The organism is Kitasatospora sp. NPDC054795, assembly GCF_053611565.1.
Map to the genome: position 1 here is coordinate 1 of NZ_JBSHAP010000151.1, position 21,223 is coordinate 21,223.

Genomic DNA, 21,223 nt, shown 5'->3' on the forward strand with positions numbered 1-21,223 from the left:
CAGAAGACTCTCGCCCACGACCAGCACGAGCACCCCGGAGAACCGTCACGCCATCCCCTCCGACCAGCACGTTCGAAGATGGCGAAGGCTCATTGAATGGGAGCATGCGGCAGCGCCCCATGAGGCACTCGTGGTGGATGATCTCCTTGAAGAGCACTTCACCGACGTTGACGTCCTGATGTCTCTGGGGAGTCTCTACCTGCGGCGTTCTATCTTGAACGCAGAGCAGGATCCGGAAGCAGCCCGGTCCAGCGCCTGGCGCGCCTACAACTGCTTCGACGGACGCAGGGTCATGGAAGCAGCCGTCAACGGTCAGGAGAAGGTCGACACTGCCTTCATGCGCGGTCAGACCATCGCATGGGCGGCCGAACTCGCCGACTCCATGGACCCCTTTCCCCGAGACAGCGGATGGCAGCGCGGGTGGCTGGATCTCGCGGAGTCTCGATTGCAGTCTGCCCGCAGTCGAAGTGCGGGCGGCTTCCACGAGTTGGTCTGCACGTGGGACAGCCGGTTGCGGGCGCTGAAAGCCGGACTGAGGGAGAAATGACGCACTGTCACCGGTTGAGCGCCGGTGCTGAGTGGTTCGTCCGCAGGAACGGACCGTGCCGCACTGCCGAAGGCCCGGGCCGGATCGGATCCGGTCCGGGCCTTTCTGGGCGCGCCGGCGGGTGGGGTCACTGGTCGAGGTAGGTGAGGGCGGCCAGGATGCGGCGGTTGTCGGTGGTGGTCGGGGGGAGGCCGAGCTTGGTGAAGATGTTGGTGATGTGCTTGGCGACGGCCTTCTCGGTGATGAAGAGGGCCTGGGCGATGCCGGCGTTGGAGCGGCCCTGGGCGAGGGATTCGAGGACGTCGCGTTCGCGGGTGGAGAGGGTGGCGAGGGCGGTGTCGCGGTCCTTGGCGGCCAGGAGCCGGGTGACGACCTCGGGGTCCATGGCGGTGCCGCCGGCGGCGACGCGGCGGATGGCGTCGAGGAACTGGGCGCCGTTGGTGATGCGGTCCTTCAGCAGGTAGCCGATGCCGCGGCCGCCGGTGGTGAGGAGTTCGCGGGCGTAGAGGGGTTCGACGTACTGGGAGAGCAGCAGGACGGGGAGGCCGGGGGTGGTGCGGCGGGCGGTGAGGGCGGCGCGCAGGCCCTCGTCGGTGAAGGTCGGCGGCAGCCGGACGTCGACGATCGAGATGTCCGGCCGCTGCTCGGTGAGGGCCCGGAGGAGGTCGGGGCCGTTGTCCACGGCGGCCGCCACCTCGTGGCCGTGGGCCTGGAGGAGGCGGATCAGGCCGTCCCTCAGGAGGAAGTGGTCTTCGGCGAGGACAATGCGCAAGGAAGCTCCATGGTCACCGTGGTCGGGCCGTCGGGGGGACTGCTGACGGAGACGACCCCGTCGAAGGTGGCGAGCCGTCGTTCGACGCCGCGCAGCCCGGTGCCCCGGCGGGCGTCCGCGCCGCCGCGCCCGTTGTCGGAGACGGTGATGCGCAGCACGCCGCGATCGTAGCGGAGTTCGATTCCGGCGCGGCCGGCGTCGGAGTGCTTGACGACGTTGGTGAGGAGCTCCGAGACCGCGAAGTAGGCGGCGGACTCGACGGGCATCTCGGGGCGGCCGGGCAGGTCCGCCGAGACCTCGGTGGGGACCGGGCAGACCATGGCCAACGCCCTTACGGCGTCGGTGAGTCCGCGGTCGGCGAGGACCGGCGGGTGGATGCCGCGGACCAGGTCGCGGAGCTCCTCCAGGGCCTTGGCCGAGGACTGGCGGGCCTCGACCAGCAGGGCGCGGACGGCCTGCGGGTCGCTCTCCAGGAGGTGTTCGGCGGCGTCCAGGGTCATGCCCATCGCGACCAGTCGGGCCTGGGCGCCGTCGTGCAGGTCGCGCTCGATCCTGCGGATCTCGGCCATCCGGGTGTCGACGGCGGTGCTGCGGGTGGCGGTCAGGTGGGCGATCCGGCCGGCCAGCAGCTCCTGCTCGCCCGGGGCGAGCATCGAGTGGACGTGGCGGGCGTGCCGGTGGACGGTGCGGGGCGCGAGCCAGAGTGCGAGCGGGAGGTGGAGCAGGCCGAGGACGCCGGCGAGGACGGCGGTGACGGTGCCCTCGATCGGGATGAACTCGAACCAGAGGCCGTCCCACTCGGCGGACAGTGGGACGCCGAAGAAGGCCAGGAAGACGCCCCAGAGGCCGGCGAGCAGGGCGGAGATCGGCAGGAAGGCCAGCACGCTGCCGAGGAACGGCTCGGCGAGGACCCAGTGGAACTCGCGGCGGGTCTGCGGGTCGCCCGTGATCCAGCGGTAGCGGGCGAATGCGCCGGAGGCACCCTCGGGCACCGGGGGCAGCGGGCCGGGCGGCCCCGGGAAGCGGATGCCGGACCAGTCAGTGGCCAGGGCGCGTTGACGGTCGGTCAGTGCGCGCACCCGGGCCATGGCCCGCGGGACCAGTCCGAGGCCCGGGCCGGCGAGGGAGAGCGCGCCGGTGACGCCGAGGGAGTGGACGAGGGCGACACAGGAGAGCCGGCTGAGGGTCAGGCTCCGGCGGAGGGCGGTGAGCCCGGCCGGTACCGAGAACCCGGCCGGTACGGAGGAGCCGGCCGGTACGGAGGATCCGGCGGGTGCGGAGAGCCCGGTGGCCTCGGCCGGTGCCGGGCTCTGTGCGGGCCGTGTCGTGCTGTCCATGGATGTGGTCCCCTCCCGGTGGTGCTGTCGCACGGCCCGGTCGTACCGGCCGTGAGGCCATTCTGGCGACGGCGGGAGGGTGTTGTCGGTGGGAGAAACTCCCCCTTCGGCCCTACGGGATATCTGCCGAACGGCAGATGGCAGGAGTCCTCGGATCGGCCAGGCTTGCGAGCGTGTTCACGGGCCCCGGGGGATGGGCCCGGAACGGTGCATCCGATCACAGCCGCAAGGAGGATGAGGTGGAGCGACGTGCGAGATCCGGATACGGGACGGTCGTTCTCGTGGTGGCCGCGCTGGTGTCGCTCGCCGGTTGTGCCGACGCCATGGACGCCGTGCCCGAGGACAGGACCTTCGAGTTCGCCGGCAGGAGCCTGGACGTGAAGTCGCACGGTGCGCCGGCCGACCTGGTCGCGGTCGACCGCGAGGACGTCAAGGTCACCCGCTGGTTCGACACGAGCGGGAAGATCGGCAGCGCCGAGGAGTCCTGGACGCTCGAGGGCGGGGTGCTCGAACTCAGGGCCGGGTGTTCGGGGCTGGCCAACTGCGACACGAAGTACCGGGTCGAGGTGCCCCGGGGGGTCGTGGTGCTGCGGGACGGGCGTGGGACGGAGCTCAAGGGGTGAGGACGGAGAGCGTGCTCGAACTGGTGGATGTCACCAAGGTCCACAAGGGCGGAAAGCGGGCCGTCGACGGCATCACGATGCGGCTCGGTCCGGGAATGGTGGGGCTGTTGGGGCCGAACGGCGCCGGGAAGTCCTCGTTGATGCGCATCGTGTCGACGGTCACCCGGCCCACCGGCGGCCAGGTCCGCTACCGGGGTGCCGACGTGGTGGCCGAGCCGGACCGGCTGCGCCGGGAACTCGGCTACCTGCCGCAGGACTTCGGGGTCTACCCGAACCTGACGTCACGGGAGTTCCTGTCCTACCTGGCGGCCGCCAAGGGGATCGGGGCCCGCTCGGCCCGGGCCCGGATCGACGAGCTGATCCAGCTGGTCAACCTGACCGAGGCGGTCAAGCGCCCGCTCGGCGCGTACTCGGGCGGCATGCTCCGCCGGGTCGGCATCGCGCAGGCGCTGCTGGCCGACCCCCGGGTGATCGTGGTCGACGAGCCGACCGCCGGCCTGGACCCGGAGGAGCGGGTGCGCCTGCGCAACCTGCTCAGCGAGCTCGCGGCGGACCGGGTGGTGATGCTGTCGACCCACATCGTCTCCGACGTGGAGTCGGTCGCCTCCGACATCGCGGTGGTCGCCCGGGGGCGGCTGCTGCGCCGGGGCGCGCCGGACGAACTGCTCCGGGAGGTCGACGGGCGGGTGTGGGAGGCGATGGTCGATCCGGCCGACCTCCTGGAGGTGCGGGCCCGCCACGTGGTCAGCCGGATGGTGCGGACCGGGAGCGGCGTGCGGCTGCGACTGCTCGCCGCCGAGCCGCCGCGGCCCGACGCGGTCCCGGTGCCGCCCGACCTGGAGGACGCCTACCTGGACGTCATCCACCAGCCGGGGGAGCGGGACGGGGCCGAGCCGCGGGCGGTGCGGCGGTGACCGGATCGGTGCTCGCCGGGCTGGTGGTCGGCGACTTCCGCGACCGGGTGCGCCGGCCGGTGTACGCGGTGACGCTGCTCGCCGCGGTCGGGCTCGGCCACCTGGCCGTACCGGACGCGGGCGGCCACTGGACGATCATGGACGTGGGCGGGAACCGGGGCGTCTACAACAGCGCCTACGTCGGTGCGGTCACCGCCCTGGCCGGCGCCCTCTGGCTCACCTTCGGCGGCTTCTACGTGGTGCGCAGCGGCATCGCGCGGGACGGGGCGACCGGGGTCGGACAGATCCTCGCCGCCACGCCGCTGCGCACCTCCCAGTACCTCCTGGCCAAGTTCCTGAGCAACCTGCTGGTGCTCGCCTCCATGGTCGGCGTGCTGGCCGTCACCGCGCTGCTGATGCAGCTCGCCCGCGGTGAGGACCGCGCGGTCGACCCGGCAGCCCTGGCGCAGCCGTTCCTGCTGCTCTCGCTGCCCCTGATGGCCGTCACCGCGGCGGCGGCGCTCCTGTTCGAGACGGTGCCGCTGCTGCGGGGCGGTTTCGGCAACGTCGTCTGGTTCGTGCTGGCCATGGTGCTCGCGATCGGCGGGCAGTCGGCCTCCGCGCCGCTGGACGGCCTCGGTGTGCACCGGATCGCGCGGTCGATGGGCGCGGCGCTGGAGTCCCAGCACGGGACGGCCGACCCGGGCGGGTTCAGCCTCGGCCTGACCAAGGTCGACAGGCCGCTGGGCACCTTCCGCTGGGACGGGTTCGACCCGTCCTCCGGGTTCCTCCTCGGCCGGCTGGCGCTGGTGCTGGCGGCGTTCGCCGTGGCGGTGCTGCCGGCGCTGTGGTTCGACAGGTTCGATCCCGCACGCGGGTCCGGCGGGGCGGCTGCGCCGCCGGAGCCGGCCGCGGTTCCGACGGCCGCCGGGGCGGCGGGCCGGCTGTCCGGGCCCGACGGGACGGAGCCCGCGGCGGCGCGCCGGACGACCGCGCGGGTTGCCCTGCCACGGACCGAACCGCGGCGGGCCGGGGCGTTCGGCCGGCTGCTGGCGGGCGAGGTCCGCATCCTGGTGCAGGGCGTCTCCCGGTGGTGGTGGCTGGTCGCGGCCGGGCTGACGGCGGCCGGGTTCGTGCTGCCGACGGACGCCGTCACCGGACTGCTGCTGCCCCTGGTGTGGCTGTGGCCGGTCCTGATCTGGTCCCGGCTCGGCAGCCGGCAGGTGGAGAACGGTCTGGAGGTGCTGCTGGGCGCCTACCCGTCGGCCCGGCGCCGGCTGCTCGCCGAATGGGCGTCCGGGCTGGTGCTCACGGCGGTGACGGGCGCCGCCCCGCTGATACGCATGCTGGTGGCGGGCGACGGCGCGGGGACGGCGGGCTGGCTCGGCGGCGCGCTGTTCGTCCCGTCGCTGGCCATGGCGCTCGGCGTGGTGAGCCGGAGCCACCGGCTCTTCCAGGCGGTCTACCTGCCGCTCTGGTGGGTCCTGGTCAACAACGTCGCCGCCGTCGACTTCATGGGGGCCGTGCGCGTCGACGGCAGCCCGGCCGGTCCGGGCCCGCTGCTGGTCGGGGCGCTGTCCGCGGCGATGCTCGCGGTGGTGTTCCTGGTCGGAGCGGCCCGGCGGAACGTCAAGGGCTGAGGCCCGGGTTGCGGCACGGGCCCGGGGCGGAGGCCAAGGCCGAGGCCGTGCGAAGCCGGGAGCCCGGCCCGTCGGCGGACGGACCGGGCTCCCCTCGCGCTTCGGATCGCACCTCGGGGGCGCTGCTCGGTTACTCGTCGTCGCCGAGGTCGCCCGCCAGGTCACCCGCGAGGTCGCCGTCCGGGGTGCCGCTGATCGCGTAGCCCTGCCGGCGCGCCTCGTAGCAGGCCACCGTGGCGGCCGCCGAGACGTTCAGCGAGCCGACCCGGCCCAGCTGCGGCACGAACACCACCTGGTCGCACAGGGCAAGCGCCTCGGGCGTGATCCCGCGGTCCTCGTGCCCGAGCACGAAGGCCACCGCCGGGGTCAGCTCCGCGGCGAACATCGGCACCGCCTCGTCCGCCAGCTCCAGACCGACGACCTTGAAGCCGTCCGCCTTGGCCGCCGCGACGGCCTCGGCGACGGTCGGGAAGTGCTCCACCTTCAGGTACTTGTCGGTGCCCATCGCGGCCTTCTGCGCGCCGGACGAGCGCACCGACGGGGTGTCCCCGGCCAGGTACAGCTTCTCGGCGCCCATCGCCGCGCCGGTGCGGACCACCGAGCCGACGTTGAACGGCGACTGGAGGTTCTCCAGGATCATCGCGAGCCGGAACTCGTTGCTGCGCCGCCAGGTGCGGTGCAGACGCTTCAGTTCGGTCCCGCGCAGCTGCTTCACGTCGTCGTACCTCGTCCGCTCTCGGAGCCCTCGCCCACCTCGGGGCGGGGCCGCGCTTCCAGAATCCGGGACCCGTTGACCGACGCGACCCGAGTGGTCGGGTAGCCCTGCTCGTTCAGCCACTTCTGGAGCGAGTCCGAGCCCAGGTGCTTCTGCACCACCAGGAACGCCGAGCCGTCCGGGGTCAGCCGGTCGAGCCAGTGCGTGAGCAGGCGGCGCAGCGCGGCCTTGCCGATCCGGATCGGAGGGTTGGAGTAGATGGTGGCGAAGTGGACGTCCGCGGGGACGTCGTCGGGCAGGGCGGCCCGGACGTTGCCGAGCCCCAGCGCCTCGGCGTTCAGCCGGACCAGCTCCAGGGCGCGCTCGTTGACGTCCACCGCCCAGACCGGGAGGCGCTTGCGGCGGCTCGCCCAGGTCAGGGCGATCGGGCCGTAGCCGCAGCCGATGTCCAGGATCGGGCCGCGCACCCGCGGCTGCGGGGCGTGCTCCAGCAGGATCCGGGTGCACGGGTCGAGTCGGCTGCGGGAGAACACCCCGGTGTCGGTGGTCAGTTCCAGGGTGAGGTCCGGCAGGGAGACCGTGATCGGCCGGCGGTCGCTGGCCACCTCGGGTGCACCGGTGAAGTAGTGCGAGCCGGACATGATTTCCCCGTCGTTCGTATGGGCCTCGGGGCCACCGGGTGGGTGTGGGTTAGCCCTTTGTACGGCACCGATCGTACCCCCGGTGGCCCGGACGGCGTTCAGGCCGCTGTCCAGGCAGGTGTCCTGGACACCGCCCTGGACGGGCTTGCGCCGGCGTGCAGGACGGCGGTGCGGACGGCGTTCAGGACGGCGGTGCGGACGGCGTTCCGGACAGCGGTGCGCTCACGCGGCGCCGGGGGTCTTGCGGGTGGCCACGTTGATGCGGTTCCAGGCGTTGATGGTGAAGCAGACCGAGATCAGCTGCGCCAGTTCGGTCTCCGCGAAGTGCGCGGCGGCCCGGGCGTACACCGCGTCCGAGACGCCGCCGTGGATCCGGGTGATCTCCTCGGCCAGCGCCAGGGCGGCCCGCTCGCGCTCGCTGTAGACCCCGGCCGGGGCCTCCTGCCAGACCGGCAGCAGGTAGATCCGCTCGTCGGTCTCGCCGGCCTTGCGGGCGTCCTTGACGTGCATGTCCAGGCAGTACGCACAGCCGTTCAGCTGGGAGGTGCGCACCTGGACGAGTTCGACCAGGGCCGGGTCCAGGCCCTCGCGGGCGGCGGCGTCCAGGGCGATCATCGCGCGGAACACCTTGGGCGCGGTGCGGGCGTGGTCGAGGCGGGTGGGGGCCTCGGCGGCGTCGGTGGTCGGGGTGGTCCGGGCGCTTTCGTTCGTCGTCATGGCTATGACCCTAGGGGCGGAATGAACCTGTCCTCTGGGTCATTCAGGGCGCTGTTTCATGGGTCAATCCGGCGGGTCGGCAAGGGGTTCGCGGCAGTCCCGGCAACACGCCGGAGCGGCGTCGGCGCTTCGCGTCCCGGCGCCGGGCGGCGGATACTGCCAGTACGCCAGCCGGGCCCGTGAAGGCCTCCGAACAGTGAGGACGGATGCCATGCCGCAGGAACAGCACGAGGAATACCTGATCGAGGAGACCGCCGAGACCGTCGAGACCGACGAGAAGGCACCCGAGGGCGACACCTACGACGAGGTGGCCGAACGCCGGGCCCTCGGCGCTGACCCGGCGACCAACGTCGCGGACGTCGTGGAACAGACCCGGCCGGTCCGGCACGACGAGGAGGAGTACCGGGAGTAGCCGACGGGCGGGCGACGGGGCCGGCTGCGGCCCCCCGCCCCGGGCTCGCTGCCGCCCCGCCCCGGGCCCGCCGCCCGCCCGGACCGGCCGTCCCGGCTACAGGGCCCGGCGGCGTTGCAGCCAGACGAAGGCCGCCCAGCCCGGCAGCACCGGCAGGATCAGCGTCAGCAGGCGGTACAGCGCCACCGCGGCCAGTGCGCCGCCCTGTTCCATCGAGGCGGTCTGCTGGAGCAGCGTGAGCAGCATCCCGTCCACCGCGCCGGCCCCGCCCGGGGTCGGCGCCGCGCTGCCCACCGCGTTGCCCACCAGGAACACCACCGCGACCGCGGCGAAGGACGGCTCCGGGCCGATCGCCCGGGCACAGCAGTACAGGCAGGCGATCAGGCAGATCGACACCAGCAGCTGCCCGGTCACGCCCACCGCCAGCCGGGTCGGGCTGCGCAGCAGGTCCAGCAGCCGCGGCAGCACCTCCGCCGTCAGCGGCCGCAGCCGCGTCGCCAGCCACCGCCGCGCCACCGGGATCGCCGACACCACCGCCAGCAGCGCCGCCGCCCCCGCCAGCCCGGCGACCACCGCGGGCAGCGCGTCCAGCTCGGAGCCGCCCGGTTCGAAGCCCAGCAGGTAGACGAAGGCCCCCAGCTGCAGCAGGTGCAGCACCAGGCCGATCAGCGTCCCCACGCCGACGCTGGACAGCGCCTGCGCGGTGGGGATGCCCGCCCGCTGCAACAGGCGGGTGTTCAGCGCGACCCCGCCGACGCCGCCGGGCGACACCAGCTTCACGAACGACCCGGCCACCTGCGCCAGCACCGCGTTGCGGAAGTTCAGCCGCTCCGGCACGAAACCGACGAAGCCCATCGCCGCCGCGACGTGGCTCGTCGCCGCCGCCGCCAGCGCCAGCAGCAGCCACCAGGGATCGGCGTCCGCCAGCGCGGAGACCGGATTGTCCTCCGCCGCGAACAGCTGCGGGATCAGCAGCCAGCCGGCCACCACCCCGCCGACGACGATCAGCAGCGTCCGCGGCCGCAACCGCTCCAGCCGCACCGGGCGGCCCACCACCTGCGGGCGGGTGCGCAGGACCTCCGCGCGGATCTCGTCGAGGAGGCCGCCGGGAGCGGGGGAGTCGTGCGGGGTCCCCGGCCCGGGGGCGGTGGCGCCGCCGGCTGCGGCGGCGGGCGGGGGAGCCACGTCACCGGTCACGGCGGCGGCTCGGGCGGTGGTGCGTTTGGCGTGCTGCCTGAGGGCGCGGCGGGTGGTGTGGGCGAGGGCGATGGGCTGGAGCAGCGGGAGGGCGGCGTCGATCGGGTCGGGGCCGAGGACGGCGGTGGCCGTGCGGACCGAACGGGCGGCGCCGGCGCGCAGGGCGAGGGTGGTGAGGAGCTGGGCGAGGTCGCAGCAGAGGACGAGTTCGGTGGCGGCGATGTCGCCGTCGGCGAAGTCGACCAGGTGCACGGCGCCGGAGCCGTCGATCAGCAAGGAGGAGGGGACGAGGGCGCGGTGGGCGATCTCGCGGCGCTGGAGCAGGGCGAACTGTCGCCAGACGTCGGTGAGCAACTCGTCGGTGATCTCCTCGTCGGTGAGTTCGTCGAGGGTGCGTCCGGCCAGCCGCTCGTACGCGATGAGGGCGGTGTCCTGGCCGATGCCCGCGGTGGCGGCGATGCGGCGGGTGCGGACGCCGGCCGCGAGGGCCGCGTACGTGACCAGGGCCTCGTGCTCCAGGCCGGTGCGCGGGGAGCGCAGGACGCGCGGGTCGGGGGCGGTGCGCAGGCGCAGCCGGCGCCAGGCGCGCTGGACGGCGGCGGCGGTGACGGCCTGCCGGTCGAGGAGCTGGACGTCGAGGTCGGGGCGGTCGTCGGCCTGCCGGACCCGGTAGCGGTCGGGGCCGGCCGGCCGGGCCTCGACCGGGCGCAGGCCGCTGTCGCGCAGGGCGCGCAGGACCTCGCCGGGCCGGGGACAGGGGTCGGGGGTGCCGACCGCGTACAGGGTGCCGTGGCCGCCCGTCCAGCCGATCAGCAGCCCGAGCAGGAGCGCCGTGGGGGTGGCGTACCCGCCGGTCAGCCCGGCCAGGCCGGAGAGGGCGAGGACGGTCCAGGGCAGGCGGCGTTCCCGGCTGCCGGAGGCGGTCATGAAGGCGAGGGCCGGCGCGAGGTAGCCGTAGACGGACTCGGTGTGCCCGAGTCCGCCGCTGCCGGGCAGCGGCTGGGTGAGCGCGGAGAGCAGTGAGGGCGGGGCGAGGCCGTCGGCCCACAGGTCCAGTCCGAGCGTGGCGCCGTACGCGAGGACGGCGGCGAGCAGCCCGTCGGAGACCTGCTGGAGGGCGCGTCGCCGGTCGGGGCCGAGCACCCGGCGGACGGCGAGGCCGACCGGGAGCAGCAGGACGGCCGCGGTGGTGAGACCGCCGGCCAGTCCGGCCAGCGGGCGCGGCACCAGGGAGGCCGCCTCGGCGACGTCGGCGGCGATGCCGCCGGTGGTGGCGCGGGCGTAGTCGGCGAGCAGCAGGGTGAGGGCGATGGCGAACAGGCCGCCGAGCAGCCGGATCAGGGCGACGGGCTGCCGGACCCGGTCGGTGGCGGGCAGCGGACGGGCCCGGAACCGGCCGGGGCCGGCCTGCTCGGGTATCCGAGCGGGGGCCGTTCCGGGGCTGCCGTCGGCCGGCACCCCGGTGCTGTCGGCGGACACTCCGGTGCCGACGGCCGATGCCCCGGTGCCGTCGCTGCTGCTGCTGCCGCTGTCGGTGCCGCTTCTGCCACCGGTGTCCCGCGTTCCCGTGCCGCGTTTCCGTTGCGCGGGCGCACCGCCGGGGTCGGCCCCGCCGGTGTCGCCGTTCGTTCTCCCCGTCACGATCGCCACGGATGGCATGCTCCCATGCCGCCCGCGGGCGAGGGGCGGGGATTCGGCAGTGCCGGACGACGCGGCCCTACGCCTGCCGGGTCGGCAGGACGACCAGGTGGCGCAGGTTGACGTGCCGGGGGCGGCTCACGGTGTAGGCGACGAGGTCGGCGACGTCCTCGGCCGCGAGCGCCGGGATGGCGGTGAACATGCCGCCGAGCTGTTCGCGCAGCACCGGGTTGTCGATGTGCTCGGCGAGTTCGGTGTCGGTCAGTCCGGGTTCGATCGCGCTGACCCGGACGTCGCGCGGGCCGAACTCGCTGCGCAGGGCGGCGGACAGCTGGGTGAGCGCGGCCTTGGTGGCTCCGTACACCGCGTAGTCGGGGAAGACCACGTGCGAGGCGATCGAGGAGACGTTGACCAGGTCGGCGGTGCGGCCCTCGGCGGCGGCCGCGGTGAGGTCGGAGCCGAAGGCGCGGACGATCCGCAGCGCGCCGGTGAGGTTGGTGTCGACCATGCGGGTCCACTCGTCGATCCGGCCGTCGGCGAGGGGGTTGGGCAGCATCACCCCGGCGTTGTTGACCACCAGGTCGACCGGGCCGTAGGCGTCGTGGACGGTCTTCGCGGCGGCGTCCACCGAGGCCTGGTCGGTGATGTCGGTGGTGACGGCGAGCGCCTGTCCGCCCGCGGCGGCGATCTCGGCGGCGAGGGCGTCCAGCCGCTCGGTGCGGCGGGCGAGCAGGGCGACCCGGGCGCCGGATGCGGCGAGCAGCCGGGCGGTGGCGGCGCCCATGCCGCTGGCGGCTCCGGTGACGACAGCGGTGCGGGCGGTGGCGGACGGGTGGCTCATCGGGGGCTCCAGAGGTTCGGTCGGGCCGGTGCCGACCACTCTGCGCGGGCTGCGAGCGGTTACCCAGGGTTGCGCTTTTCCCGGGAACTCCCTTCCTGGGACAGCCCTTCCCGGGCCGGGGATGCCTGGGACAGCCGTTCCTGGGCCGGGGGTGCCTGGGACGGGGGAACCCGGGAACGGCAGTGCCACCCTCGGGACGCCCGTCCGTGGCCGCCCTGAGCGGGCGTTCCGTGCCGGGGCGGCATAGCCTTTCAGTCATGAGCGCCTGCGAAGACCTCGCTCTGGCCCCTCAGAACATCGAGCCCCGGCCGCCCGCCGACGGCTGCGCCGACTGCCTGGAGCAGGGCCGCCGGGACTGGGTGCACCTGCGGATCTGCCTGGACTGCGGCCACATCGGCTGCTGCGACTTCTCTCCGCAACGGCACGCCACCGCGCACTTCCACAACACCTCCCACCCGGTGATCCGCTCGTACGAGCCGGGGGAGGACTGGCGCTGGTGCTTCGTCCACGAGGTCATGGGCTGAGCCGGTCACGCGTGTGACGGGGGCCCGCGTACCGGCGCTCGCGCAGGCTCCCGCGGACGTCTCCCGGGTGTGGCGCCCGCACATCCCTTCCGCACTGGCACGGACCTGCAATCCGGATAAAATCCGGACATGAAGCCCGTTCGGCCCCACCGGTCGGCATCCGTCCGGCCGGTGGCCGACGAAGGGAGGCCGACGATGACCAAGCGAACGCCCGGCAGCACCGCCAAGCTCCGCCAGGGCACCCAGGAACTGCTGGAACGCCGGGGCATGGCGAGCCCGCCCGCCCGGTTCGCGCCGATGCCGAGCGTCGGCGCGATGTCCTACGCCGCCGCCGGGCACGGCGCCGGCGAATCGTTCCGGCACGGTGGAAGGGACGCGCCGGGCGCGACGATGCACGCCGCCCCGGCGATGCACGCCGAGCTCAAGGGGCACCGGCACCGTGGCGCGGAGAAGCACTCCGCCCACTGAGCCGTACCGCACCGCACCGTGCCGCAGTGCACTGCACCGGACCGTTCCTGGCGCATCGTCACGTGTTCCCCGTCGCCTCGCGGCGGCCGGTCGGCGACGCCTTCGGCCCGCTCCCGCAGGGCTGTTGCCGCCGGAGCGCGGTCGGCACGGTCGGTGTCAGTGGTGTGCGCTACGTTCGTCCCGTTCGCCAGGGCACAGGCACAGGCGCAGGTACGGGGCAGGACGACGGGGGCGGGGCGCACGATGACCGACGTGATCACGGAGGAGCCGGTCGAGCTCCAATTGGAGCGGTACCGCACCGAGTTGACCGGTTACTGCTACCGCATGCTCGGCTCGGTCTTCGAGGCGGAGGACGCGGTGCAGGAGACCATGGTCCGCGCCTGGCGCGGGCACCGGGGCTTCGAGGGGCGGGCCGCGCTGCGCTCCTGGCTGTACCGAATAGCCACCAACGTCTGCCTGGACGCGCTGAACGGCCGCAACGGCCGGGCCCGGCCGATGGACCTGGCCGGGCCGGTCGCGGTGGCCGCGGCGCACGACACCCGGCTCCCCGAGGTGACGTGGATCGGTCCGGCGCCGGACGGCCGGGTGCTGCCCGAGACGGGGGACCCGGCCGAGGTGGCCGTCCAGCGGGAGTCGGTGAAGCTGGCCTTCGTCGCGGTACTGCAGCGCCTCGCGCCCCGGCAGCGGGCGGTGCTGATCCTGCGCGAGGTGCTCGGCTGGAAGGCCGCCGAGGTGGCCGAACTGCTCGGCGTCACGGTGGCCTCGGTCAACAGCGCGCTGCAGCGGGCCCGGGCGGTGCTCGCCGCCGACGCCCCGGCGGCCCGGCCGGCCGCCGAACTGGACGAGTGCCGACGCGCGCTGCTGGACGGCTACGTCCGCGCTTTCGAGGCGTACGACATGGACGGTCTCGCCGCGCTGCTGCACGAGGACGTCACGCTCAACATGCCGCCGTTCTCGATGTGGCTGCGCGGGCGGGACGAACTCCGGGCGTGGATGCTGGGCCCCGGTCACGGCTGCCGCGGTTCCCGGCTGCTCCCGGTGACGGCCAACGGAGGTCCGGCCTTCGGCCAGTACCGGCCGAGTCCGGCGGGCGGGTTCGAGCCGTGGGCGCTGATCGTGCCGGAGGTGTCAGAGGGGCGGATCACCGGCTTCACCAACTTCCTGGACACCGACGTGCTCTTCCCGCTCTTCGGCCTCTCGCCCCGGCTGGAGGCCGATCCCGTCGCGGAGTCCGCCGCCGAAGCTGCCGAGCCCGTCGAGCCCGTCGAGACCGCCGTGGGCTCCGTCGCCGAGTAGCTCCGCGAAGGCCCGGGGGCCGTCCGCGCCCGGCAGCAGCGCGGACAGGCCGCTGAATGCCAGCAGTTCGCGCAGCGGGCCGCCGGCGTTCAGCAGCACCACGGTCACTCCGTGCCGGGCGGCGGCCAGCCGCAGCCGGGCGAGCGCGTCGACGACGGCCAGGTCGGGGGCGGTCAGCGCGCCCAGGTCGCAGGTCAGTACGGGGCGTTCCGGTTCGGCTTCCACGGTGTTCATGCCGGATAGGACCGTCGGGGCGGCCTCGACTCATCGGTCGTCGGCTGGTGGCAGAGTGGGGGCGACCGAACCCGCCCCGTCCCAGGAGGAGCACCGTGACGGCTGAGCCGTTGAAGTCCCGTGAGGAATGGCTGGCCTCCCTGCCCCGGATCTACGCGGCGGCGGGGTGCCTGCTGCGGGACGGGTCCGGCCGGATCCTGATCGTGAAGGCCGGGTACCGCGAGCACTGGCAGTTCCCGGGCGGCACGATCGACCTCGGCGAGGGCCCGGTGGAGTGCGCCGAGCGGGAGCTGCAGGAGGAGACCGGTCTCGTCCGGCGGGCGGGCGAGCTGCTGGCCATCTCCTGGACCCACGCCTCGGCCGAACTCGACCACCCTGCCCAGCACTTCATGTTCGACTTCGGCGCCGTCCCGGACGGCACCCCCGTGACCGTCCCGGCCGGCGAGCTGGACGACTACCGCTGGGCGTCGGTCGAGGACGCCCTGGAGCTGCTCGGCCCGGCCCGGTCGGCCCGGCTGCGGGCGGCGCTGGAGGCGGCCGAGGACGGCCGGGTGCGGATCGTGACCACCCACGTCTCCGGGTTCTGAGCGCACGTGCCCCGTCCCGGGCGGGAGTTCCGTCCGGGACAGGGCACGGGGCTTCACTGCTGCGGCTCGGCCTCCGCGTCCCGGGCGGCGACGATGGCGGCGATCGCCTCCGAGACGAAGGCCTCGGCGGCGGGCTTGTCCACCTTCAGTCCGGCCAGCACGCCCTGGCCGTTCTCCAGCTCCAGGAGGGCGAGCAGGAGGTGCTCGGTGCCGACGTAGTTGTGCCCGAGCTTGAGCGCCTCGCGGAAGGTCAGTTCCAGCGCCTTCTTGCTCTCGGCGTCGAACGGGATCAGCGCCGGCAGGTCGTCGACGGCGGCCGGCAGGGCGGCGGCGGCCACCGCCCGCAGGGCCTCCGGGGTGACGCCCTGGGCGGTGAGCGCCTTCATGCCGATGCCTTCGGGCTCGGCGAGCAGGCCGAGCACTAGGTGCGCCGTGGTGATCTCGGCGTTGCCCGCCTTGCGGGCCTCCTCCTGGGAGGCCACCACGACGCTGCGGGCCCGGGGCGTGAACCGGCTGAAGCCCTGGCTGGGGTCGAGGTCGTTCGGGGCGCCCGGATCCTTGGGCACGAAGCGCTTCTGGGCGGCCTGCTTGCTGACGCCCATGCTGCGGCCGATGTCGGTCCAGGAGGCGCCGGAGCGGCGGGCCTGGTCGACGAAGTGGCCGATGAGGTGGTCGGCGAGCTCGCCGAGGTGGTCGGCGGCGATGACCGCGTCGGAGAGCTGGTCGAGCGCGTCGGTGTGGACCTTCTTGATCGCGGCGATCAGGTCGTCGAGGCGCAGCGGAGTGCTGTTGGGAACAACGGGATTCTCCATGCGTCAACCGTAGGTTGTCGATCCGGGGATCGTCAACCATCGGTTGACGATGGTTTGCGGAGTTCTTCCCGGGCGTCCCCGGGGAACCCTCTCGGAGCCCCGGCGGCTCCGGGGGCCCGCGCTACTCGGCGGGCAGCAGCCGCTCCCGGACGGCGGCGATCCGCTCGGGTGCGACGCCCGCCGCGAGCAGGTAGCCGACCGGGTCGAAGTCGTCGAGCGCGGCCGCCAGGGCGTCCTCGGCGGTGGTCCCGGCCTCGGCGAGCACCGCGTCGATCCGGCGGTACGGGTCCGGCAGGCCCAGCATCCCGTACAGCGGACGGACGTTGGGGCCGCTCATCAGGTAGTCCTCGGCGATCGCGGCCCGGTCGACCCCGGCCAGGGCGAGCAGCAGCAGGACGGCCAGGCCGGTGCGGTCGCGGCCGGCGCCGCAGTGCACGACCACGCCGCCGGGGCGGGCGCCGGCGAGCGCGGAGACCAGTGCGGCGGCGGCGTGCGGACAGTGGTCCAGGTAGGGGCGGAGCGCGAGCGGGGTGCCGTCCAGTCGTCCGTGGGTCTCCCACCAGGCGGGGCCGGCCAGTTCGTCCAGCGGGACGCGGACCAGCTCGACGTCCTCGGGGAGCGGGAGGAGCGGCTTGTACTCCTCGGCGTTGCGCAGGTCGACCACGGTGCGGACGCCGTGGTCGAGGAGGGCGTCCCAGCCCTCGGCGGTGAGGCGGTCCAGGTTGTCCGCCCGGACCATCGCGCCGTGGGCGGTGGGCCGGCCGGAGGCGGTGGGCAGGCCGCCCAGGTCGCGGACGTTCAGGCAGCCGTCCCAGACGAGCGTGCGGTCCTCGGTACTGCTCGGCGCGTGCGTCGTCCGGTACATGGGGGTCCCCGTTTTCCTCGGCGGGGGTCCCGTTACCCCCTCGTTATGAACGACTCCCGGGGGATCCGGATGGTTCCTCGCCGTTCGAGTCCCGGGAACCGGCCGTTCAGGGAAGTGTTCAGGGAAGTGTTCGGGGAGGCGGCTGTTCAGGGAACCGGGTGTTCGGGAAAGCGGCGGGCCGTCTGCTCAGGCGGCGGTCGGGGCCTCGGCCTCGGCGCGGACCAGCCGCTCCATCGGCTCGACCGCGATCTGGCCGAGCAGCGAACCGGCCACGATCGCGCCGATCAGGACGACGGTGGACAGCCAGGCCATGGTCGACACCGGCAGGGTGAAGGCGCCGACCACCCGGGCCGCGCACTCGGCCAGCAGCGCGGTGCCCCAGATGCCCGAGAACAGGCGCTCGTGGCGGCGGAAGGCCCGCGCTCCGGCCGCCCGGCCCTCGACCAGCCGCTGCCAGGCGGCCGCGCGCTCCGGCCGGCCCTTGGTGAGGAAGGGCATCAGCATCGGGGTCATCACCGGTCGGCCGACCAGCGCGGAGACCAGGATCGCCAGTGCCACGGTGCCGCTCAGCCCGCCGTCCTTGGCGATCATCAGGCGGGCGTCGCCGGTGACGAAGGTCAGCGCCAGGCCCGCCAGGTTGACGGTCAGCATCAGGGCGGCCCACAGGTTGAGCCTGCGCTCGACCAGCAGGCCGAGGACGGTCCGGGCGGCCGGGAAGGCGCTGCTCCAGGCCAGTGCGGCGAACTCGCTCAGGCCGAGGGCCGAGTGCAGCAGGTAGTAGCCGGCCAGCGGGGCGGCCACGTCGAGGGCCAGCGGGCGGAGCCCGGAGACCAGCGGGTTGGGGGCCTTGGCGCGGGTGGCGGCGCCGGTGGCGGGGAACGTGGCGGCGGGCGCGGCCGGGGAGGTGCCGGTGAGGGCGGCGGCGCTGGTGACGGCGGCGGCACTGACGGTCTGGCTCACGGTGGGTTCCTCCCCGGCTGGTGGCCGCGGGCCGCTGCCCGCGTCGTGCCTCCAGTCTTTCCGTCCGACCCTCCGTCAGCGCAGTGCCGTCCGTTGCGTCATCCGCGTGACGGTTGTCATGGTGCGCCCCGTGACACCGCCTCCGACCTGCGGATTTCCTACCCCCCGTCGGGGAAGGTCCACAGCGCGCGGCCCAGGGTGTCCAGGCAGCGGACGGTGCCGAAGCGCTCGTCGCCGGCGGACAGGAAGCCCTGCGCGACACCCGCCAGAACGGTCCGGGCGACGCCGTCGCCGCGGGTCCAGGCGCCGGTCAGCACCAGCGCCTCGTCGGCCAGCTCGGCGCGCTGCACCCGGGCCACCGCCGCGGTCGACAGCGCGGCGTTGACCGCCTCCAGCTCGGCGGGCAGGAGGTAGGTCTCCCCGGCGGGGGTGCGGTCCGCCTCGGCCCGGCGCCGCAGCTCCGGCAGGCCGTAACGGTGCACGGCGGCGACGGCGTCGTCCAGCGGGAGCTGCCAGCGCGGCCCGGGCAGCACCTCCCACCAGACGTCCTCGCCGACCGGCAGCACCTCGCCGATCCGGGCCCGCCAGGTCTCGACGCCGTACCGGGTGCGCGGGTCGGGGCGGTGGCCGGGGAGGGCCGCGACGCTCCAGTCGGTGCGGCGGACCACGCTGAGCTCGAAGGTGAAGGGCACCCGGTCGGCGGCGGGGCGCTCGACCAGGCCGACCAGCAGCCAGTGGGTCTCGTCCGGCAGGCTGAAGGTCCGGCGCCACCCGATGAGGCCCAGGGCGCGCAGGGCGGGTGCGAGGTGTTCGCGCAGGCCCTTCGCATGGAGCTCGTGGAGCCCGTGGAGCTCGTGGGCGGTCGTCATCGCGGTCTTTCCCTGCTGGTCGTGGTGCCGGACGGGTGCGCCGGGTGCGGTGTGCCGGGCCCGGCGCCGGTGGTGGTCCCCGTCAGTGCTGGTCCCCAGCGGCACGGCTCAAACCAGGCGGGGTCGTGCGACCGGGGCCCGCACGGGTCGTGCGTGCGCCCTCGGACACGGCGGGGGTACGGCGGCCGACCGGGTGCTTCGGCGGACCCGGCGTCGGGGCGGACCGTCGGCCCGGACTGCTTCGCCTACCGACAACGTAGGCCGGGCGGGCCGGTCCGGGCCGTGGGCGAACGACAGCAGTCCTCGGGACCTTGGCCCCGGCCGCGGGTGGTCGTTCGGCCGGAGCCGAAGTGTTCGCCCGAATGGCGCATCATGTGGCGGGTGCAGAGTGCAGAGCGCCCCGGAGCGGGCACCGACGGACCCGTCGGCCGGTCCGGACCAGTCCCACCCGCCGGCCCGCCGCCGGGCCCGGCCCCCGCTCCCCCCGACCTGACCGAGGCGGTCCGGGCCGCGCAGGCCGGGGACGAACTGGCGTTCCGGCTGCTGTTCCGGACCGTCCAGCCGGGCCTGCTGCGCTACCTGCGGGTGCTGGTCGGCGGCCGGCCGGAGGACGCGCAGGACGCCGAGGACATCGCCTCCGAGGCCTGGCTGCAGATCGCCCGCGACCTGCGCGGCTTCTCCGGCGACGGGGACGGCTTCCGCGGCTGGGCCGCCACCGTCGCCCGCCACCGCGCCCTCGACCACCTGCGCGCCCGGCGCCGCCGTCCGGTCACCGACCTGCCGTTCGAGCAACTGGTCGAGCTGGCGGCGGGGGACGACACCGCGCGTGCGGCGCTGACCACGGTCGGCACCGCCGACGCGCTCGCCCTGATCTCCCGACTGCCGCGCGACCAGGCCGAGGCCGTGCTGCTGCGGGTGGTCATGGAGCTGGATGCGGAGAGCGCCGCCCGGGTGCTCGGCAAGCGGGCCGGCAGCGTCCGGATGGCCGCCCACCGGGGGCTGCGGCGGCTGGCCAAGCTGGTCGAGCCGCGCGCCTCCGGGGGCGGCATCCCGGCGGCCCGGGCCGCCGCGGCGACGGCCGGGGCCCAGACCGGGGCCCAGGTCGGGGCCCAGGTCGGACCGGGCGCCGGGGCCGCGGGGAACGCCGCCGGGACGGCGGCCGGAGTGAGCGGGGGCGAGGCCGTCGGGCGACCCGTGGGGAAACCCGCGAAAAAAAGTTCTCCGCAAGGTGTGACAGAACGCCGGGCCGCGACGCTGAAGGACATGAGATGAGCACCAACCGATCCCGTCGGATCGACCGTGATGCCGCCGAGCAGCTGCTCGGTGGTGCCGTGGGCGGCCCGTCGGCCGGGCAGGACGCCTCGCTCACCGGACCGGACGGCGGTCCCGGGCAACTCGCCCGGGTGCTCGCCGCGGCCGCCGCCCCCGCGACGGCCGGCGAACTGGCCGGGGAGGAGGCCGCCCTGGCCGCGTTCCGGACGGCGAGTCTCACGCCCGACCCGACAGTGACCCCCGTCCGGAGACGATCGATGGCAACCGCGGTGCTGGCCAGGGCCTTCAGCACGAAGGCCACCGCCGTCGTGCTCGGCACCACCGCGCTGTGCGGTGTCGCCGTCGCCGCCGGCACCGGCAACCTGCCGCCCGCGCTGGGCGGCGGCCCGTCCGCGCCGGAGCACAGGCTCTCGGGCCGGGACGCGGCCACCGGTCCGGCGTCCGGCCCGGCGGCCGTCGGGTCGTCGGCTGGCGTGGCCCCGTTCGGTGCGGTGGCGTCCGGTTCCGCCCGTCCGTCCGGCAGCGCCTCCGCCGGACCGCAGGCGGTCGTCCCGTCCGGCCCCGCGACGCCCGGCACCCCCTCGCCCGAGGGGCGCGGTGGCCGTTCGGCCGTCCCGCCCGCGCTGCTCGGCCTCTGCACCGGCTTCGCCGACCGTACGGCCAAGGGCGACCGCCCGAGCCGACTGGCCGGCGAATCGCTGTACGGCCCGCTGGTCGCGGCGGCCGGTGGCGCGGACCGCGTGACGGACTACTGCCGGGCCGCGATCGACGACGAGGACGGCGAGGACGGCGACCACCAGGGCGCCACCGGCCCGACGCGCGACCCCGGCCGCACCGGCAGCGGGGCGAACGCCGGATCCGGCAAGGGGAACACCGGCGGCGGCCGGACCGACGGAAACGGCAGCGGAAACGGGCGCGGCAACGCCAACGCCAACGCCAACGGTGGCAGCGACGGCGAGGACACCGGCGGCGCCGGTACCAGACCGGGCAAGTCCGGCGTGACCGCCCCGGCCGTCCCCAACGCGCAGGACGGCCGCCCGGACAAGCCCGACCGGACCGAGAACGAACAGTCGGCCGGGAGGTAGCCCCAGGACTCCGGGTGGGCGGCGAGCGACTCCCCCCGGGCTCGCCGCCCACCCGGAACAGCACCACCCGCACCACCCGTAGGACCGCACCACCCGCAGGACCGCACCACCCGCAGGAAGCAGTACCACCCGAAGACCCCGGGTGGCCGGTCGGCTCCCCCGTGCCCACCGGCCGCCCGGCCGGCCCCGGGCGGGCCCGCCCGGGCCCCCCCCCCGCGCGCCCCCCGCCCCGCCCGGCCCGCGACCCTGGCGGATACACAAAAACCCACCCCCCCGAC

22 protein-coding genes and 1 pseudogene are annotated in these 21,223 nt (G+C 74.6%); 11 read left to right on the forward strand and 12 right to left on the reverse strand.

The window, feature by feature from the left end; genetic code table 11:
• Window positions 1-547: hypothetical protein (locus ACWGJO_RS35760; RefSeq protein WP_452189886.1), on the forward strand; the 547-nt coding region annotated here is incomplete at its 5' end.
• 127 nt (window positions 548-674) lie between these two features.
• Here the strand turns inward: ACWGJO_RS35760 and ACWGJO_RS35765 are convergent.
• Window positions 675-1,319: a LuxR C-terminal-related transcriptional regulator gene (locus tag ACWGJO_RS35765; protein WP_452189887.1), complete on the reverse strand. Its 645-nt coding sequence runs from the start codon at window positions 1,317-1,319 to the stop codon at window positions 675-677.
• The gene (locus ACWGJO_RS35770; RefSeq protein WP_452189888.1) at window positions 1,283-2,656 is read right to left on the reverse strand and encodes a histidine kinase; all 1,374 of its coding nucleotides are present in this window, start codon (window positions 2,654-2,656) and stop codon (window positions 1,283-1,285) included. Before ACWGJO_RS35770 ends, ACWGJO_RS35765 begins: the two co-directional genes overlap by 37 nt.
• A gap of 239 nt (window positions 2,657-2,895) precedes the next feature.
• Here ACWGJO_RS35770 and ACWGJO_RS35775 point away from each other — a divergent pair, with 239 nt between their 5' ends.
• Genes ACWGJO_RS35775 through ACWGJO_RS35785 form a run of 3 tightly spaced genes read left to right on the forward strand, consistent with a single transcriptional unit; the run spans window position 2,896 to window position 5,812 of the window.
• A complete protein-coding gene (locus ACWGJO_RS35775) occupies window positions 2,896-3,279 on the forward strand; it encodes a hypothetical protein (RefSeq protein ID WP_452189889.1) in 384 nt (127 codons plus the stop codon).
• 11 nt (window positions 3,280-3,290) lie between these two features.
• Window positions 3,291-4,193: an ABC transporter ATP-binding protein gene (locus ACWGJO_RS35780; RefSeq protein WP_452189903.1), complete on the forward strand. Its 903-nt coding sequence runs from the start codon at window positions 3,291-3,293 to the stop codon at window positions 4,191-4,193.
• Window positions 4,190-5,812, forward strand: coding sequence for an ABC transporter permease (locus tag ACWGJO_RS35785; RefSeq protein ID WP_452189890.1), 1,623 nt, complete (start codon window positions 4,190-4,192; stop codon window positions 5,810-5,812). The genes ACWGJO_RS35780 and ACWGJO_RS35785 overlap by 4 nt, the downstream gene beginning before the upstream one ends.
• A gap of 130 nt (window positions 5,813-5,942) precedes the next feature.
• Here ACWGJO_RS35785 and ACWGJO_RS35790 read toward each other — a convergent pair whose 3' ends face one another.
• The 3 genes from ACWGJO_RS35790 to ACWGJO_RS35800 all read right to left on the reverse strand — a co-directional run bounded on the left by ACWGJO_RS35790 (window position 5,943) and on the right by ACWGJO_RS35800 (window position 7,885).
• Complete coding sequence (locus tag ACWGJO_RS35790) at window positions 5,943-6,527, reverse strand: TrmH family RNA methyltransferase (protein WP_387689004.1); 585 nt, start codon at window positions 6,525-6,527, stop codon at window positions 5,943-5,945.
• Window positions 6,524-7,168: a class I SAM-dependent methyltransferase gene (locus ACWGJO_RS35795; protein ID WP_452189891.1), complete on the reverse strand. Its 645-nt coding sequence runs from the start codon at window positions 7,166-7,168 to the stop codon at window positions 6,524-6,526. The genes ACWGJO_RS35790 and ACWGJO_RS35795 overlap by 4 nt, the downstream gene beginning before the upstream one ends.
• Before the next feature lie 222 nt (window positions 7,169-7,390).
• Entirely contained in the window at window positions 7,391-7,885 is a 495-nt protein-coding gene (locus ACWGJO_RS35800; RefSeq protein ID WP_452189892.1) for a carboxymuconolactone decarboxylase family protein, read from the reverse strand.
• A 211-nt stretch (window positions 7,886-8,096) separates the two neighbouring features.
• Between ACWGJO_RS35800 and ACWGJO_RS35805 the strand changes: the two genes are divergently transcribed.
• A complete protein-coding gene (locus tag ACWGJO_RS35805; protein WP_380541579.1) occupies window positions 8,097-8,297 on the forward strand; it encodes a hypothetical protein in 201 nt (66 codons plus the stop codon).
• Between the two features lie 96 nt (window positions 8,298-8,393).
• Here ACWGJO_RS35805 and ACWGJO_RS35810 read toward each other — a convergent pair whose 3' ends face one another.
• Together ACWGJO_RS35810 and ACWGJO_RS35815 are read right to left on the reverse strand one after the other, a co-directional pair.
• Window positions 8,394-11,144 carry a lysylphosphatidylglycerol synthase domain-containing protein gene (locus tag ACWGJO_RS35810; protein WP_452189893.1) on the reverse strand — a complete coding sequence of 917 codons (2,751 nt, stop codon included), beginning with the start codon at window positions 11,142-11,144 and terminating at the stop codon, window positions 8,394-8,396.
• A 67-nt stretch (window positions 11,145-11,211) separates the two neighbouring features.
• Window positions 11,212-11,973, reverse strand: a complete 762-nt coding sequence (locus ACWGJO_RS35815; protein WP_452189894.1) for an SDR family oxidoreductase — start codon at window positions 11,971-11,973, stop codon at window positions 11,212-11,214.
• A 257-nt stretch (window positions 11,974-12,230) separates the two neighbouring features.
• Between ACWGJO_RS35815 and ACWGJO_RS35820 the strand changes: the two genes are divergently transcribed.
• The 3 genes from ACWGJO_RS35820 (at window position 12,231) to ACWGJO_RS35830 (ending at window position 14,261) form a co-directional block, all read left to right on the forward strand.
• On the forward strand, window positions 12,231-12,497 hold the full coding sequence (locus ACWGJO_RS35820; protein ID WP_359902101.1) for a UBP-type zinc finger domain-containing protein: 267 nt from the start codon (window positions 12,231-12,233) through the stop codon (window positions 12,495-12,497).
• 195 nt (window positions 12,498-12,692) lie between these two features.
• Complete coding sequence (locus ACWGJO_RS35825) at window positions 12,693-12,965, forward strand: hypothetical protein (protein ID WP_452189895.1); 273 nt, start codon at window positions 12,693-12,695, stop codon at window positions 12,963-12,965.
• 243 nt (window positions 12,966-13,208) lie between these two features.
• Complete coding sequence (locus ACWGJO_RS35830) at window positions 13,209-14,261, forward strand: sigma-70 family RNA polymerase sigma factor (RefSeq protein WP_452189896.1); 1,053 nt, start codon at window positions 13,209-13,211, stop codon at window positions 14,259-14,261.
• A gap of 45 nt (window positions 14,262-14,306) precedes the next feature.
• On the opposite strand, the pseudogene ACWGJO_RS35835 reads toward ACWGJO_RS35830, so the two are convergent.
• A pseudogene (locus tag ACWGJO_RS35835) lies at window positions 14,307-14,504 on the reverse strand (STAS domain-containing protein); the annotation flags it as partial.
• Window positions 14,505-14,590: 86 nt separating this feature from the next.
• Here ACWGJO_RS35835 and ACWGJO_RS35840 point away from each other — a divergent pair.
• Entirely contained in the window at window positions 14,591-15,082 is a 492-nt protein-coding gene (locus ACWGJO_RS35840; protein ID WP_359902111.1) for an NUDIX hydrolase, read from the forward strand.
• A 53-nt stretch (window positions 15,083-15,135) separates the two neighbouring features.
• On the opposite strand, the gene ACWGJO_RS35845 is transcribed toward ACWGJO_RS35840, so the two are convergent.
• The 4 genes from ACWGJO_RS35845 to ACWGJO_RS35860 all read right to left on the reverse strand — a co-directional run bounded on the left by ACWGJO_RS35845 (window position 15,136) and on the right by ACWGJO_RS35860 (window position 18,588).
• On the reverse strand, window positions 15,136-15,894 hold the full coding sequence (locus tag ACWGJO_RS35845; protein WP_452189897.1) for a Clp protease N-terminal domain-containing protein: 759 nt from the start codon (window positions 15,892-15,894) through the stop codon (window positions 15,136-15,138).
• A 121-nt stretch (window positions 15,895-16,015) separates the two neighbouring features.
• Entirely contained in the window at window positions 16,016-16,759 is a 744-nt protein-coding gene (locus ACWGJO_RS35850) for a tyrosine-protein phosphatase (RefSeq protein ID WP_452189898.1), read from the reverse strand.
• A gap of 186 nt (window positions 16,760-16,945) precedes the next feature.
• Window positions 16,946-17,719: a VC0807 family protein gene (locus tag ACWGJO_RS35855; protein ID WP_452189899.1), complete on the reverse strand. Its 774-nt coding sequence runs from the start codon at window positions 17,717-17,719 to the stop codon at window positions 16,946-16,948.
• A gap of 158 nt (window positions 17,720-17,877) precedes the next feature.
• A complete protein-coding gene (locus tag ACWGJO_RS35860; protein ID WP_452189900.1) occupies window positions 17,878-18,588 on the reverse strand; it encodes a hypothetical protein in 711 nt (236 codons plus the stop codon).
• 381 nt (window positions 18,589-18,969) lie between these two features.
• Here ACWGJO_RS35860 and ACWGJO_RS35865 point away from each other — a divergent pair, with 381 nt between their 5' ends.
• Complete coding sequence (locus ACWGJO_RS35865) at window positions 18,970-19,860, forward strand: RNA polymerase sigma factor (protein WP_452189901.1); 891 nt, start codon at window positions 18,970-18,972, stop codon at window positions 19,858-19,860.
• On the forward strand, window positions 19,857-20,945 hold the full coding sequence (locus ACWGJO_RS35870; protein ID WP_452189902.1) for a hypothetical protein: 1,089 nt from the start codon (window positions 19,857-19,859) through the stop codon (window positions 20,943-20,945). The genes ACWGJO_RS35865 and ACWGJO_RS35870 overlap by 4 nt, the downstream gene beginning before the upstream one ends.
• Window positions 20,946-21,223: the final 278 nt, after the last annotated feature.

What these genes read in the sequence shown, in the direction of transcription:
- ACWGJO_RS35870 (WP_452189902.1), top strand. Translation starts at nt 19,857, where the DNA reads ATGAGCACCAACCGATCCCGTCGGATCGACCGTGATGCCGCCGAGCAG.
- ACWGJO_RS35815 (WP_452189894.1), bottom strand. Translation starts at nt 11,973, where the DNA reads ATGAGCCACCCGTCCGCCACCGCCCGCACCGCTGTCGTCACCGGAGCC.
- ACWGJO_RS35860 (WP_452189900.1), bottom strand. Translation starts at nt 18,588, where the DNA reads ATGACGACCGCCCACGAGCTCCACGGGCTCCACGAGCTCCATGCGAAG.
- ACWGJO_RS35820 (WP_359902101.1), top strand. Translation starts at nt 12,231, where the DNA reads ATGAGCGCCTGCGAAGACCTCGCTCTGGCCCCTCAGAACATCGAGCCC.
- ACWGJO_RS35830 (WP_452189896.1), top strand. Translation starts at nt 13,209, where the DNA reads ATGACCGACGTGATCACGGAGGAGCCGGTCGAGCTCCAATTGGAGCGG.
- ACWGJO_RS35800 (WP_452189892.1), bottom strand. Translation starts at nt 7,885, where the DNA reads ATGACGACGAACGAAAGCGCCCGGACCACCCCGACCACCGACGCCGCC.
- ACWGJO_RS35805 (WP_380541579.1), top strand. Translation starts at nt 8,097, where the DNA reads ATGCCGCAGGAACAGCACGAGGAATACCTGATCGAGGAGACCGCCGAG.
- ACWGJO_RS35845 (WP_452189897.1), bottom strand. Translation starts at nt 15,894, where the DNA reads ATGGAGAATCCCGTTGTTCCCAACAGCACTCCGCTGCGCCTCGACGAC.
- ACWGJO_RS35770 (WP_452189888.1), bottom strand. Translation starts at nt 2,656, where the DNA reads ATGGACAGCACGACACGGCCCGCACAGAGCCCGGCACCGGCCGAGGCC.
- ACWGJO_RS35850 (WP_452189898.1), bottom strand. Translation starts at nt 16,759, where the DNA reads ATGTACCGGACGACGCACGCGCCGAGCAGTACCGAGGACCGCACGCTC.
- ACWGJO_RS35795 (WP_452189891.1), bottom strand. Translation starts at nt 7,168, where the DNA reads ATGTCCGGCTCGCACTACTTCACCGGTGCACCCGAGGTGGCCAGCGAC.
- ACWGJO_RS35825 (WP_452189895.1), top strand. Translation starts at nt 12,693, where the DNA reads ATGACCAAGCGAACGCCCGGCAGCACCGCCAAGCTCCGCCAGGGCACC.